Source organism: Rhizobium sp. WYCCWR 11146, assembly GCF_013591995.1.
GTDB lineage: Bacteria > Pseudomonadota > Alphaproteobacteria > Rhizobiales > Rhizobiaceae > Rhizobium > Rhizobium indicum.
The window spans coordinates 73,431-87,766 of the sequence record NZ_JACCEY010000039.1 but is presented as its reverse complement, the minus strand read 5'-3'; the positions used below and the strand labels follow the sequence as shown (position 1 = coordinate 87,766).

The window sequence follows — 14,336 nt, the reverse complement described above, 5'->3', positions numbered from 1 at the left end:
GAAATGCCTCGCGAGCGGGCCTTTCATCAGCCTCACGCAAGGCAGAAACCCTATCGGTCTCAATGAAAAGCAACGTTCAGATTGGGCTGACGATGAACATCATTATCGGATTTATAGTGACTTGCGGCTGTGTCATCGGCAGCTTCATGGCGATGGGCGGCGACGTGAACGCTCTGTTCCAGCCCTTCGAATTCGTCATCATCGGTGGCGCCGGTCTCGGCAGCTTCATCATGGCGAACCCGATGAAGGTGGTGAAGGATTCCGGCAAGGCGCTCGGCGAAGCCTTCAAGCATGCCGTGCCGAAGGAACGTAACTATCTCGATACGCTCGGCGTGCTCTATTCGCTGATGCGCGACCTGCGCACCAAGTCGCGAAACGAAATCGAAGCCCATATCGACAATCCGGCCGAATCGACAATCTTTCAATCGGCTCCGACCGTTCTGAAGAACAAGGAACTGACGGCGTTCATCTGCGACTACGTGCGCCTGATCATCATCGGCAACGCCCGCAGCCACGAGATCGAGGCGCTGATGGATGAAGAGCTCAACACCATCATGCACGACAAGATGAAGCCCTACCACGCGATCCAGATCATGGGCGATTCCTTCCCTGCGATCGGTATTGTCGCGGCCGTTCTCGGCGTCATCAAAGCGATGGCCCACATCAACGATTCGCCCGAAGTGCTCGGTCACCTGATCGGCTCGGCGCTCGTCGGCACCTTCCTCGGCATTCTCTTGTCCTACTGCGTCTGCTCGCCGCTGGTCTCCCAGATCAAGGTCGTGCGCAACAAGCAGCACCGCCTCTACGTCATCGTCAAGCAGACGCTGCTTGCCTATATGAATGGCTCGGTGCCGCAGGTCGCTCTCGAATACGGTCGCAAGACGATCTCGGCTTACGAGCGTCCGTCCATCGATGCGGTCGAGCAGGAAATGATGAACCCAGGTGGCGAAAACAAGGCGGCTTAAATGACTATGAGCAATGCTTCGCACGACAAACCGGCAATGGATCCTGCCCTCCTCGCCAAGTTGACAGGCGGGCTTGGCGACAGAGGCAGGGTCGCCAAGATCTGCAGCTCCTTCGGGGAAATCTACAGCGAATTCTTTCCCGACGTCATCAAAAGCGAGACCGGCCTCGACGTGACGGTCAACTATCTCGGCTGCGAGATCGGCTACAAGAACCACCTCATCGAAGACCTGAGCGCGAACGTCACACTCGTCGACGCGACGCTGCGCAACTGGTCGCAGAACATTACGCTTGCCTGCGGCAACGGCTTCGTCATCACGCTGATGGAGCATCTGCTCGGCGCCACAGCCGATACGATCGAGGAACCGGCCGACCGGCTGCTGTCGATCATCGAGCTCGATCTGGCGGTCATGGTCTTCGACAAGATCGCCAAGGTGCTGCGCTCGGCCGTCAACGCGCCGGGCGGTTTCGAACCGAGCCTTTCGGCCCCGTACGCCCATGACATGCGCGCCCGGCCGCAGGAGGATCGTCCGGATGAATTCGCCGCTGCCATCAACATGTCGATCACGCTTGCCGGCATCGTTTCGGAATTTTCGTTGATCGTTCCGCAGACGGCACTGCTCAAGACCAAGGTGACGCCGCCGAAGCCGAAACGCCAGGCCAGCAGCAACTCAGCGGAATGGACCGAACAGCTTGGCGACCAGGTCCGCCGCTCACATGTCACGCTCGAGGCCAAGATCAGGCTGCAGGACCTGACGCTGCGCACGATATCGAAGCTGATGGTCGGCGACGTCATTCCGTTCCGCGACCACGGCGACGTGCGTGTCGAGGTCAGCGCCAACAGCAAGGAATTGTATGTGTGCGAGTTCGGGCGTTCAGGCGAAAACTACATGGTCCGCGTCAAGGATACGATGAACTCGGATGACGAACTCATCCGTCATTTAATGAATTAATCGGTTCTCTGGCTTTTGGGCTGCAAAGGCAGTTTGAGGCAAGTTTCAACTGGAATAGTGATTTCATGGCTACGAAGAAAACACAGCAGAACAGCGACCTCTCCCTGGATCTTCCGGGCAGCGAAGCCGATCTCGACCAGGCGATCGACGATCTGCGCGGCGTGCTGAAGCAGGATGCCGATGGCGACCTGTCGCAGTTTGGCGACGACCTGCAGAGCGACCCCTTCGCAGCAGGAACGGACCTGGCGGCCTTTGGCGGCGAGACTTCGGAAACCCCGTTTGGCAGCGACGATTTCGGCGGCGACTTCGGCGGCGGCGATGCCAGCCCGGCGGCCGGCATGGATTTCGGCAGCAGCCCCTCCTTCGAGGCGTCGCCGGCCCCGCTCGGCAGCGCTTTGAATTCCAACTTCGACCTGATCATGGACATCCCGATCGACGTCCAGATCATGCTCGGCACCAGCCGCATGCAGGTCTCCGGTCTGATGAACCTCAATGAAGGGGCGACGATCGCCCTCGACAAGAAGATCGGTGAACCGGTCGAGATCATGGTGAATGGCCGCAGGATTGCCCGCGGCGAAATTACGGTGCTTGATAACGACGACACGCGATTCGGTGTGAAACTGATTGAAGTTTTGAGTACGAAAAAAGCCTGATCCCTGTGTGGGACGGAGAGGTTAGACCATGATGGACTTTGACGATTTCGGCGGCGCACTAGCCGGGAAACCGTTGACCCAGGCTGAAAAGGCGGCGGCTGTTCTTCTCGCTATGGGAAAGGGCGTCGCCGGCCGGCTGTTGAAATATTTCACCCAGGCCGAACTGCAGACCATTATCTCATCCGCCCAGTCGCTGCGCGCTATTCCGCCGGACGAGCTCCTGTTGCTCGTCTCCGAGTTCGAAGACCTCTTCACCGAGGGCGCCGGACTGATGGACAACGCCAAGGCGATCGAGGCCATTCTTGAAGAAGGCCTGACGCCCGACGAGGTCGACAGCCTGCTCGGCCGCCGCACCGCATTCCAGGCCTACGAAACCTCGATCTGGGATCGCCTCAGCGAGGCGGAGCCGACATTCATCGCACAGTTCCTGCTGCGCGAACATCCGCAGACCGTCGCCTATATTCTTTCGATGATGCCCTCCTCCTTCGGCGCCAAGGTGCTGCTGCAGCTTCCCGACAACCGCCGCGCCGACATCATGAACAGAACGGTCAACATGAAGGCGGTCAGCCCGAAGGCTGCGCAAATCATCGAAAACCAGGTCATGACGCTGCTTGCCGAGGTCGAGGCAGAGCGCAATGCAGCCGGCTCGACGAAGGTCGCCGATCTTATGAACGAGCTCGACAAGCCGCAGGTCGACACGCTGCTCAGCTCGCTCGAATCGATCAGCCGCGAGTCGGTCAACAAGGTCCGCCCGAAGATCTTCCTGTTCGAGGACCTCATGTACATGCCGCAGCGCAGCCGCGTCATGCTGCTCAACGACATCTCGACGGACGTGCTCACCGTCGCGCTGCGCGGGTCGCCCCCGGAGATCCGCGAATCGGTTCTCTCCGCCATCAGCCCACGCCAGCGCCGCATGATCGAATCGGATCTGCAGAGCGGCATGGGTGGCGTCAATCCGCGCGAGATCGCGATTGCCCGCCGCGCCGTGGCGCAGGAAGCGATTCGCCTGGCCAATTCCGGCCAGATCGAGCTCAAGGAAAAGGAAGGCGACGCTTCGGCGGCCGCCTAACACGTCGAGACTGTTGACAAATCCGGCATGCCGAAAGGCGGCTGTTGATCGCCGTGCCACAGGCGACTACCCTTCCAGCAACAGACCGCGCTCTAAAGCGCGTCGCATAGAACTCGGTTCCTGCGACGCGCTTTAGGTCTTTGTTCTGATGCATGTCATTATCCCAAAACCGCTGCACGTTTTTGGGCGACAAGCATTAGCTGCGGCCTATTTCTTTGAAGAGGGCCGCGACTTGGCAGACGATGACAAGGACAGCAAAACAGAAGCCCCAACCGCGAAAAAGCAAAGCGATGCCGCGGAAAAGGGCAACGTGCCGTCTTCGCGCGAACTTTCGATCTTTGCGACGATCCTCGCGACCTTCATTTACCTCGTATTCTTCCTTCCAGAAAGTGTCGGGCGCATGACTGAAATGCTGCGCGACATCTTCGAGCAGCCCGACCAGTGGAAGATCGAGACGGGACCGGATGTGCTGGCGCTGTTCGTCCGGATCGGCTGGGCAAGTGCGGCGCTGGTGGCGCCCGCCTTCATCCTATTCATGGTGTTCGGCGTCGCCTCCTCCGTCTTTCAGAATCTGCCGACGCCGGTGCTCGAACGCATCCGCCCGCAGGTCTCGCGGATCTCGCCGATCAAAGGCTGGTCACGGCTGTTCAGCGTGCCCGGCCTGGTCGAATTCGGAAAGTCGCTGTTCAAGGTGGTCGTCGTCGGGGTGATCCTGTTCTTCGTGCTCAGGAGCGAATATTTCGGCTCGATCGACGCGATGTTCTCCGATCCGCAGACGATCCTGGTGCGAATGATGGCGGCGATGCGCAAGATCATCATCGTCATGCTGATCGCCACGGCTATCGTGGCGATCGCCGATCTTTTCTGGACGCGCCATCACTGGTTTACCGAGCTGAAAATGACGCGGCACGAGGTGAAGGAAGAAAACAAGCAGGCGCAGGGCGATCCCTTCGTCAAGAGCCGGCAGCGCTCGCTGATGCGCGACCGGGCGCGCCGGCGCATGATCGCCAACGTGGACCGCGCGACGCTGGTGATTGCAAACCCGACGCACTATGCGGTGGCGCTGCGCTACGCGCGCGAAGAGAACGACGCGCCGGTGGTGCTGGCCAAGGGTCAGGACCTGATTGCGCTCAAAATCAGGGAGATCGCCGAGAAGAACGGCATACCGGTGTTCGAAGATCCGCCACTTGCGCGCTCCATGTTTGCGCAAGTCTCGATCGATAGTGTCATCCCGTCAGTCTTTTATAAGGCGGTAGCGGAGCTCATCCACCGGGTCTACGCTGCGGACGCCAGGAACAAACGGGTGAGATAAGCCGAATGAAAAAATGCCCCCACTCTACGCAGCGTGAAAAGATCCTTGCAGACGCGATCAGCCCGGTCGCTACCGAACTGCGACTTCTGGATGCTTCTGACCTTATTTCACTGCTGCGCTTCGAGTATTACGGCAATCTTTCCGATCTCGTCGCTTCGGCGGCGGAGCTTTTCTTTCATCCGGGCACGGTGAATTTCGGCCTGGGCGGCAATTATACTCTGGAGTGGGGCGGCAAGCCCGAAGTCGTTCTCGATCTGGAAATCAAGCCGCGCGGCGTCACCGTCTACGCACAGCTCACTCTTGCCGAAGATCACGCCGGCATCGAGATCAGCCATATCGCTTTCCAGGAGCCCTCGGCCGATCCGGACGAAAACACCATCTTCCTCAAAAAGAGCCTTCGGGAAGCGCGTTACAGCGTCAACCAGCCGCCGCAGGCGCTGACCGGCTGACTTTCTTCCATGCACACTTTCGCGCGACATGCTCTCGCGCGTCTCAAAAGACGCGCGGCGCTGAAAGGCACAACGCGTGGGTTCAGCTGATATAACCGAGCCGGATCGCCTTGGCGATCGCCTGGATGCGGTTGACGGAATCGAGCTTGATGGTCGCCGAGCCGAGATAGGCGTTCACCGTGTGCACGGACAGGCCGAGCTTGTCGGCAATCTCTTCGCTGATGCGGCCGTCGCCGGCAAGCTGCAGACAGGCGATCTCGCGTTCGCTGAGCGCCTCGGCGGCAGCCGTGCGGCGTTCGTCGAGCGAGAGCAGATCCATCATGATATGGCAGCAGCGACCGTGCAGCTCGACGATGGTATCGCTCGAAGGATCGATCTCATCGCCGGTGAAAAGGATGAAACCATTGCCGACGGCGCCGAGCCGCACCGGAAAGGCAAGGCCGGAGAAAGACAGGATACCGTCCTGCAGCCGGGTCATGAACGGCGAGAAGTCTGCCGGACCGGGTGCCGCGCGGTCGTAACCGCCGGCCCATGAGAGCGGCAGCAGCGACTTGTCGATATGATCGAGAAGAATATCGCCGTAGGCATCCGTGAAGGCCTTGCCGAAACCGGCATTGGAAGAACCCCAGTTCTCAAGCTCGCAGACAAGCCGCTGCTTTGCCGGAAGGCCAGAGCCGCTGACGCGGAAGATCGCGAAGCCTTGCGCATCGGCGAGCTTCTGCATCGCGATCAGCCGCGGAAAAAGATCGGACCGGCTGGAAATCCTGTTCACACGCACCGTGCGCAGCTGCTCGGCGCTGCTCATCGTCCTGCCTGCTGGATAGCCCATAGATCCCCCTATACGAGATTATTGCGGACGGCGAAGGCTATGGCCTCGGACCGGGTCTTGGTCGCCGTCTTGCGCATCACGCTGGTGATGTAGTTGTTGATGGTATTGCGAGAGATTCCGAGGATCATCGCGATCTCGTCGCTGGTCTTGCCCTCGGCGATCCAGAACAGGCATTCCAGCTCGCGGTCGGTCAATTCGAAATCGCGATCGACCTTCGTCCCACCGCAGCGCAGGAAGCTCGCGACATAACCTGCAAGCAGGCCTACGTCCCGCAGGCGCTCCGGCGAAAGGATGAACCCCTCGCCGAACAGGAACATCAAGGCCAGCCGCGACCGGCCGACATTGAAGGTCACCGAACAATATTGACGGCTGGCGCCATCCGGAACCTCGGCACTGTCAGGCAGAAGAGCAAAATTCGGCTGGAATACCTGCATGCATTTTTCCAGCTCCGTCGACCGGGCATAGCCGCGAACCAGATCATTGGCGATGTCCCTGACAAGATCGAAAGGCCAGTCAGACGAAACGATGAAATCGAGGCCACTTTCCTGAAGAAGATCGCAGCGCGCCAGAAGGTAGTGCGACGCACCCACGTAGTCCGTCAATGCGCGCAAACCAGACTGCAACCTGCCGGTGCTGGCGACACCGTGGAGGCGCTGGAGCAGCTCATCGCGCGGCAACAGATCCGGCACCACCGCATTCGCGAAATTCGCCATATGCCTCTCGCCTTTGCTCGCCTGAATTACATTCATATCCATTGGCAATGTCCTGCGGCTGAGAAACGATCGAACTCGGTGCAACAGCAATTTTTCTGCAAGGGATTCAATTCAAGTCCCGCTCGAATCCCATTTCGAATCACCCAAGGGTAAGCCAGTCGATGCAAATCACCATCTCCGACTTCTAGGGATTTACTTTCGCTGTCGCCAATGCACTGATTCGACCGCTCGTTCCAGCCTTCAAGATATAGGGAGGCTAAGGTGATTCTGGCGGTATCGCAACTTGCTTCGCGTTTTACGCGAGTCCGTCTCATCATATCGCCCTACAGCCGCATTTCAGTGGTCGGGTCTTTCGCATTTCCAGTCACGGCTTTTCAGCAAACAGCGATTAGGGATCCAGCTTCGGTATCGACATGAAAAAAGGCCGGTTGCCCGGCCTTTCCTTTACGCTGCTTCGTCGATCGCCCATTTCCTGAGGATTTTCGCGGCGCGTTCCTCGTTGATCTCGACCATACGGGAAAGCTTGCGTTCCGGGCCTTCCTTGACGCGACGATTGAAGTTTCCATCGTCGTCGCCGAGGCTGAGCAGGTCCTCGGTACTGTCGAAGCCGAAGTCGGACCCGAAGCCGTCCATGAGAGCGCCACCGGGCGCTCCCGATGCAGGCGCGAAGTCCGGAAGCTCGAGGCCGGCCGCTTCCGGCGTCGCGTCGCCGAAAGCCGCGGAGCTGCCGTTGCCGTTGATGCTGCGCACCAGGGGCCGCAGGCCCATCCAGACCACCACGAAGGCGACCGCGACAAAGGCGAGTGAGTTGATAATGCCGGCAAGGTTGCGGCTCAGCATGTCCATGACGCGGACGCCACCGGTGGCGTCTTCGAGCAACTGGTTCTCGAGGAAGTCCATGGCCGTCACGGTGACGACGTCGCCGCGCTTGGCGTCGATGCCGGCCGCCGAAGCGACGATCTTCTGCATTTCGGCAAGATAGGCGTCGACCTTGGTCTGATCGGCGGGCTCACCGACCATCTTGGCGATGCGGCCCTTGTTGACCACCACGGCGATCGAAAGCTTTTCGACCTTGTAGCTGCTGCGGGTCGTCGCCGTCGTCTTGCTGTTGATTTCGTAGTTGGTCTGCTCTTCGCGCTTGTCGGACTTGTCTTGCGATTCAGGCCCGGCGGAACCGCCGGCCTCGGGAGCCGCCTGCGGAATGTTCTGCTCGACCGTCGTCGCGCTATCGGACTGCTTCTGCTGCGACTGCTGAGCTTCCTTCGTCGAGCGGACCGAGCGTTCGACCTTGGATTCGGGATCGTAGGTCGTTTCCTGGATCTGCTGGGCGTCGGTGTTGAGATCGGCGGTGACGCTGGAGCGGAAGTTGTCCATGCCGAGGAAGGGTGCCAGAGCTTTGTCGATGTTGGATTCGACTTCCTGCTGAACGTTCTGGACGATGTTGAGCGAGCGGTTCAGCGAGCTGTTGCTCGCCTCGTCGCCGGAAGCGAGCAACTGGCCGGCGGAATCGAGGATGGTCACGTCATCGACGTCGAGCCCCGGCACGGCCGAGGCGACGAGATGGCGGATCGAGGTCGCCGCGCTGCGCCCGGTGGTGGCGCTGGCGCGAATCATGACGGATGCGGTCGGTTTCTGCTCCGCCTTCCGGAAGTTGCCAACCTCCGGCATGACGATATGGACGCGCGCGGCTGTTATACCCGAGATCGACTGGATGGTACGGGCGATTTCGCCTTCCAGCGCTCGAACCCGCGTTACCTCCTGCATGAAGGAGGTCAGGCCGAGGGAGCCGACATTGTCGAAGAGTTCATAACCGGCATTGGCGCTGTTCGGCAGGCCGCGCTCGGCGAGCATCAGGCGGGCCTTGCCCGTCATCCCCGCGGGAACGCTGATGCTGGTGCCGTCCGTGCCGACCTGGAAATTGATGTTGGCTTCGGCAAGCGCCATGCTGATCTGGTTGAGATCCGGTGAGTCCAGCCCGACATAGAGCGTTTCCTGTGCCGGCTTGTTGACGAAAAGGGCGGCCGCAAGGATGATTGCAATGGAAACGGCACCGACGCCTCCAAGAATCATCAGGCGTGTTCGGCCCAGGGAACCGAAGTTCTTAAAGATCTGAACTAATTGATTTAACAGATTCATTCTGTTCTCGCACGATCCGTCAAAGACAAAGCAGGCTTATTGCCTCATCAGACGAATAGTCGGCGAAACTTGTGCGAGCGTTTCGTGAGAGCGTGCGGGAGTGAAAAGGCCTAAAGTAATTCCAGCCAAACTGCGCAGCGGTTTTGCGTCCGGAATTGCGCAAGAACAAGGAGAGAGCGTTTCCGTGACTCGGAGAAAAACGGGGGCGTTCTAAAGCATGTCGCGCAAAAGTGTACGGCGGTTTTGCGACAACGACATGCGTAAAAACAAAGACCTAAAGCGCGAGGAGCGAATCTGAAAGATCGCGACGCGCTTTAGAAGAAATCGAAGTCACCGGCTGCCTTGCTCAATGGCTGGGAGTGGCCGTGGCGTGTGGCGCCGCCCAATGCCTTCTGCATCTCTGCCAGCTTGACGAGGCTGAGCGCGGTTGCGACGTCGACTGCCCAGCCGTGCGGGATTTCGCCGGTGATGGTATCGATGAATTCAGCAAGGCCGCGCGATTTCTGCACGGCCAGATCAATGCCCTGCATGACCTTCATGGCATCCGGCGAATTCAGGATTTCGGCGCCGCCGATTTCGAGAAGCTGCGGCTCGATGCGCTCGATGAGGTAGGCGACATCGTGCAGTTCGGACACGATGCGCATCAGGATGTCGCTCAGCGCTTCGACAGGCGCAGGCGGCTCCATCATCTGGGTAAATGTCATATGAAAATCCTCGCCATCAAAAAAATTCGATACTGGTTTCGACGGGTTTCTGCGGAGCGGCGGGGCGCTGCTCGAGAGCGACGGTTCTCTGCGTTTCGGCGCCGGTCAGGGGGTATTGCCGGGCACGACCGGAGACCGGCCAATATTCAAGCTTGCGTCCGTGTTCTCCGCCGGTCGAGGAACCGACCACCGGAATACCTTCATCCCTGAGGAACTGCACGGCGAAGGCCGCGTTCTGCTCACCGACATTGGAGAATGTCGAGATCGTCTTCGCGCCGCCGAAGATCTTTGCCTCCAGCCGGTCGCGCCGGGCGCCCTGCTTCAGGAGACCGTTGATCAGCAGTTCCATCAGATGCACGCCGTACCGCGTTGCATCGCCGCCTGATGTCGGCGACGTCGCCGAACCGGGCAGCAGAAAGTGGTTCATGCCGCCGACACCGGCGACAGGATCTCTGAGGCACGCAGCCACGCACGAACCGAGAATGGTCGAGAGGACCGCATTCGGATCGTTCAGAACCTTGTACTCGCCCTGAATGATGTGCACGCGGCGGGCTGCCCCCTCAGTGATCATTTCAGGGCTCCAAACACGGCTTCGATCGCCGCTTTCATCTTCTCGATCGTGAATGGCTTGGCGAGCACGTTGTTGGCGCCGAGCTGAGCCGCCTTCTGCACCAGTGCGCGGTCGCCCTGGGCGGTCAGGATGATGAAGGCCGCCTTCTTGGTGTTGGGGTTGGTGCGCACCGCCTGAAGGAAGCCGATGCCATCCATCTTCGGCATGTTGAAGTCCGAGATCACCAGGTGGTGCGGCTGCTCGGACATGATCTTCATGCCCTGCTCACCGTCGCCGGCCGACGTGATCTGCTTGAAACCGAGCTGGGTCAGCGCGTCACTGAGCAGCAACCGGCTCGTTACCTGATCGTCGACGATCAGAACTTTGATTTTCTCCGCGATCGACATTTATTCGGTCCCTTCCTTTCGGGCGGCTGTCATTTTCAATATTTCTTCACCGATGGCAGACAGCGGCAGCTGCTGCTCAACGGCGCCAAGTTCATGAGCAACCCTTGGCATTCCGTAAACGACACAGGTTTTTTCGTTCTGGCCGAGGGTTCTGGCGCCGGCGTGGCGCATTTTCAACAATCCGGCGGCGCCATCGCGGCCCATTCCGGTCAAAATCACGCCGACAGCGTTGCGGCCCGCCAGTTCCGCGACCGAATCGAACAGCACGTCCACCGAGGGGCGGTGACCGTTGACCGGCGCGCGGTCGATGAGACGGCAGCACGGTGCCGAGGCACCACTGACCTGCAGGTGCCGCTCGCCGCCGGGGGCCAGATAGATCTTGCCGATTTCGAGCCGGGCGCCGTCGGTCGCTTCCTGCACCACCGGCGCACAGAGGCGGTTCAGCCGTTCGGCAAAGCTCTTGGTGAAGGTCGGCGGCATATGCTGGGTGATGACGGTCGGCGGGCAATTCGCCGGAAATTTCTGCAGCACGGCAATGAGTGCCTCGACGCCGCCGGTCGACGAGCCGATCGCGACGATCTTGCGGCCGACGCGGAAGTCGGCGACCGAGGGTGGTGGCGCGACGGCAGCGACGGGCTGGGAATACTGGCGTTGCGTGCGGGCGGCTGCCTTGACCTTCTCGGCGAGGTCGCCGAAAGGCCTGAGTTCGCCCGGCGCCGGCTTGCCGACACAGTCGAACGCGCCGATCTCCAGCGCCGCAAGCGTCGCCTCGGCGCCGCGATGGGTCATCGTGGATACCATGATGACCGGCATCGGACGCAGCGTCATGATCTTTTCGAGGAAATCGAGGCCGTTCATGTTCGGCATCTCGATGTCGAGCGTCAGGACGTCGGGGTTCAGCCGCTTGATCGCCTCGCGCGCTTCCAGAGCGTCGCCGGCCTGGCCGATGACGTTGACCTCGGGGTCGGAACTCAGCACGGCGGTGATCAGGCCCCGCATCGTCGGCGAGTCGTCAACAACGAGAACTCTTGCCGGAGCGCTCATGCCTTCCTCCCGAGACCTTTGGCCGTATAGCGATAGGTCGTGATGCCGATATTGTCGAAGACGTGTTTTGCCTCACCCGAAACACGCTCGGAATGGCCGATATAGAGATGACCGCCCTCCGGCAGCAGACCGGCAAAACGCTGCCAGATCTTCATCTGCGTCGGCTCGTCGAAATAGATGACGACGTTGCGGCAGAAGATGACGTCGAACTTGCCCTTGAACGGCCATTGCGCCATCAGGTTCAGCTCGTTGTAGGTGATCAGCCGCTTCACGCGGTCGTCGACCTGGAACTTCCTGCGGCCCTGCACCTCAACTTCGCTGAACCATTGCTTGCGCATGGCCGGTGACACGGTTTCGAGCGCATTTTCGTCATAGGCGCCGGCGCGGGCGATCGCGAGGATCTTCGGATCGATGTCGGTCGCCAGGATCTTGAAGTCGTAATCGGCGACATTCGGCATCAGCGACAGCACCGTCAGCGCGATCGAATAGGGTTCCTGCCCGTCGGAAGAGGCAGCCGACCAGATGCGCACCCTGCCGCCCGATCTCGCCCGCTGCAGAAGCTCCGGCAGGACATGGTCGCGCAGATGGTCGAAATGGTGGTTTTCGCGAAAGAAGCGGGTAAAATTGGTCGTCAGATGCGAGAGCATCTCGCGGCGCGGCGCAGCACCCGCCGGCGAGGCGACGAGGTCGCAATACTCCCGGAAGCCGGACAGGCCGAGATTGCGGATATGCTTCGACAGGCGCGAATAGACGAGCGACGCCTTCGTCTCGTTGAGGAAGATGCCGGCATCTGAATAGATCATCGCGGCGATCTCAGTGAGGTCGCGGCGCGTCAGCGGATATTCTCCGCTTGCCAGGACCTCGTCGGATCCCTGCCTCTGATCTTTTGCGCCCATTACACTCATGCGGCTTCGCTTTCGGTCTCTGGAAAGAGGGATTCGAGTTCGATCAGGCAGATCATGCGCTTCTCGATGGCGAGAACGCCGCGGGCAAATTGACGCTCGAGTTCGGAGGAGATCTCGGGCGTCGGCTGGATGGTTTCGTCGGTCACCGTCAGGATATCGGAAACGGCATCGACCAGCAGGCCGACAACCTTGCGCCGGACCTGGGCGACGATGATGACATGACGGGCAGTCGGATCGGCCGGCTTCATGCCGAGCCGGGCCGCAAGATCGATGATCGGCAGCACCGCGCCGCGCAGGTTGATGACACCCAGCATATAGCCAGGCGAATGCGGCATCGCGGTTGCCGGGGTCCAGCCGCGGATTTCGCGAACCGACATGATGTTCACGCAAAATTCCTGATCCCCGATGCGGAACGCGATCAGCTCGCGATCCCCCTCGTTCAGATTTTTTACAGTGTACGACATTCCCTTATCCCACCGCTGCTAAAGACATTTCCGCTTTGAGCGACTGGCCGCGCGAGGCGCCGACGACCGCGTCGACATCGAGGATGAGAGCGACGCGCCCGTCACCGAGGATGGTGGCGGCGGCAATGCCCGGCACATGGGTGTAGTTCGCTTCCAGGCTCTTGATGACCACCTGGCGCTGACCCTGGATGGCATCAACCATCAGGGCGCGCTGGCCGCCGCCTTCGGATTCCACCAGAAGCGCCACGCCCTCGACCGGATTGGCCTGGGTCGCACGGAAGTTCAGGATGCGACCGACATCGACCAGAGGGCAGAAGCTGTTGCGGATCGAGATCAGCCGGTGGTTCGCACCGAAGGAGTGGATCGCGGCCGCTTCCGGCTGCAGGGTTTCGACGATTGCCGTCAGCGGCACGACCAGCGTCTGGCCGGCGACGGTGACCACCATGCCGTCGAGGACGGCGAGCGTCAGCGGCAGGCTCATGGTGAAGACCGAGCCGTGACCCGGCTTCGAGGTGATGTTGATGCGGCCGCCGAGCGCCTGGATCGAACGCTTGACGACGTCCATGCCGACGCCGCGGCCGGAGATGTCTGAGATCTTATCGGCCGTCGAGAAGCCCGGCAGGAAGATCAGGTTGTCGATTTCCTCGTCCGACAGGTTGGAATCGGCCGGGATGAGGTCGTTGTCGATCGCCTTCTGACGGACCTTCTCGCGGTTGATGCCGGCGCCGTCGTCGGCAAGCTCGATCAGGATGCGTCCCGAACGATGCTTGGCGGTCAGGCGGACCGTGCCTTCGGTGTTCTTGCCGGCGGCTGCACGCTTTTCGGGCGTTTCGATGCCGTGGTCGACGGCATTGCGGATCATGTGGGTCAGCGGTTCGGCCAGCTTGTCGATGACCGTCTTGTCGACTTCGGTGTTTTCACCTTCGGTGATCAGGCGGATCGACTTGCCGGTCATGTCGGCGATTTCGCGAACGATACGCGACATGCGCTGGAAGACCGGCTTCACCGGCTGCGCACGGATCGCCATGACCGAGTCCTGGATCTCGCGGGTGAGCTGCTGCAACTCCTCGAGGCCCATATTGATCGAGGAGGTGCCGGTCGTATCATTCTCGATGACGCTCTGCGACAGCATCGCCTGGTTGATGACCAATTCGCCGACGAGGTTGATGAGGCGGTCGACACGGT

16 protein-coding genes are annotated in these 14,336 nt (G+C 60.4%); 6 read left to right on the top strand and 10 right to left on the bottom strand.

The annotated features are described in order from the left end of the window. Positions 1–92: 92 nt before the first annotated feature. The 6 genes from motA (at position 93) to HX899_RS32555 (ending at position 5,399) form a co-directional block, all read left to right on the top strand. Positions 93–965, top strand: coding sequence for a flagellar motor stator protein MotA (motA, locus tag HX899_RS32580; protein ID WP_011650470.1), 873 nt, complete (start codon positions 93–95; stop codon positions 963–965). Further along, on the top strand, positions 966–1,916 hold the full coding sequence (locus HX899_RS32575; RefSeq protein ID WP_003545522.1) for a FliM/FliN family flagellar motor switch protein: 951 nt from the start codon (positions 966–968) through the stop codon (positions 1,914–1,916). A 65-nt stretch (positions 1,917–1,981) separates the two neighbouring features. Continuing rightward, positions 1,982–2,569 (top strand): flagellar motor switch protein FliN, encoded by a 588-nt coding sequence (fliN, locus tag HX899_RS32570; protein ID WP_027666382.1) that lies wholly within the window; start codon positions 1,982–1,984, stop codon positions 2,567–2,569. Positions 2,570–2,597: 28 nt separating this feature from the next. Further along, positions 2,598–3,638, top strand: coding sequence for a flagellar motor switch protein FliG (gene fliG, locus HX899_RS32565; RefSeq protein ID WP_138334378.1), 1,041 nt, complete (start codon positions 2,598–2,600; stop codon positions 3,636–3,638). A gap of 232 nt (positions 3,639–3,870) precedes the next feature. Further along, a complete protein-coding gene (gene flhB / locus HX899_RS32560; RefSeq protein WP_138334380.1) occupies positions 3,871–4,950 on the top strand; it encodes a flagellar biosynthesis protein FlhB in 1,080 nt (359 codons plus the stop codon). A 5-nt stretch (positions 4,951–4,955) separates the two neighbouring features. After that, on the top strand, positions 4,956–5,399 hold the full coding sequence (locus HX899_RS32555) for a hypothetical protein (RefSeq protein ID WP_064652618.1): 444 nt from the start codon (positions 4,956–4,958) through the stop codon (positions 5,397–5,399). Between the two features lie 82 nt (positions 5,400–5,481). Here the strand turns inward: HX899_RS32555 and visR are convergent, their stop codons facing one another. The 10 genes from visR to HX899_RS35390 form a co-directional block, all read right to left on the bottom strand. Then, a complete protein-coding gene (gene visR, locus HX899_RS32550) occupies positions 5,482–6,228 on the bottom strand; it encodes a transcriptional regulator VisR (RefSeq protein WP_017990277.1) in 747 nt (248 codons plus the stop codon). Positions 6,229–6,236: 8 nt separating this feature from the next. Further along, a complete protein-coding gene (gene visN / locus HX899_RS32545) occupies positions 6,237–6,983 on the bottom strand; it encodes a transcriptional regulator VisN (protein ID WP_025393145.1) in 747 nt (248 codons plus the stop codon). Positions 6,984–7,385: 402 nt separating this feature from the next. Further along, positions 7,386–9,077, bottom strand: coding sequence for a flagellar basal-body MS-ring/collar protein FliF (gene fliF, locus HX899_RS32540; RefSeq protein WP_138334382.1), 1,692 nt, complete (start codon positions 9,075–9,077; stop codon positions 7,386–7,388). Between the two features lie 314 nt (positions 9,078–9,391). Then, complete coding sequence (locus HX899_RS32535; protein WP_003545510.1) at positions 9,392–9,781, bottom strand: hypothetical protein; 390 nt, start codon at positions 9,779–9,781, stop codon at positions 9,392–9,394. Positions 9,782–9,797: 16 nt separating this feature from the next. After that, entirely contained in the window at positions 9,798–10,352 is a 555-nt protein-coding gene (cheD, locus tag HX899_RS32530) for a chemoreceptor glutamine deamidase CheD (RefSeq protein ID WP_003545509.1), read from the bottom strand. Further along, a complete protein-coding gene (locus HX899_RS32525) occupies positions 10,349–10,738 on the bottom strand; it encodes a response regulator (RefSeq protein ID WP_062942457.1) in 390 nt (129 codons plus the stop codon). Before HX899_RS32525 ends, cheD begins: the two co-directional genes overlap by 4 nt. Then, on the bottom strand, positions 10,739–11,782 hold the full coding sequence (cheB, locus tag HX899_RS32520) for a protein-glutamate O-methylesterase CheB (RefSeq protein WP_017958976.1): 1,044 nt from the start codon (positions 11,780–11,782) through the stop codon (positions 10,739–10,741). It abuts the gene before it with no gap. After that, positions 11,779–12,687 carry a protein-glutamate O-methyltransferase CheR gene (gene cheR, locus HX899_RS32515; protein ID WP_017958975.1) on the bottom strand — a complete coding sequence of 303 codons (909 nt, stop codon included), beginning with the start codon at positions 12,685–12,687 and terminating at the stop codon, positions 11,779–11,781. The genes cheB and cheR overlap by 4 nt, the downstream gene beginning before the upstream one ends. Beyond that, positions 12,684–13,151 carry a chemotaxis protein CheW gene (locus tag HX899_RS32510; protein ID WP_003545496.1) on the bottom strand — a complete coding sequence of 156 codons (468 nt, stop codon included), beginning with the start codon at positions 13,149–13,151 and terminating at the stop codon, positions 12,684–12,686. The genes cheR and HX899_RS32510 overlap by 4 nt, the downstream gene beginning before the upstream one ends. 4 nt (positions 13,152–13,155) lie before the next feature. Continuing rightward, the coding region (locus HX899_RS35390) for a chemotaxis protein CheA (protein ID WP_246697235.1) at positions 13,156–14,336 on the bottom strand (1,181 nt) is incomplete at its 5' end.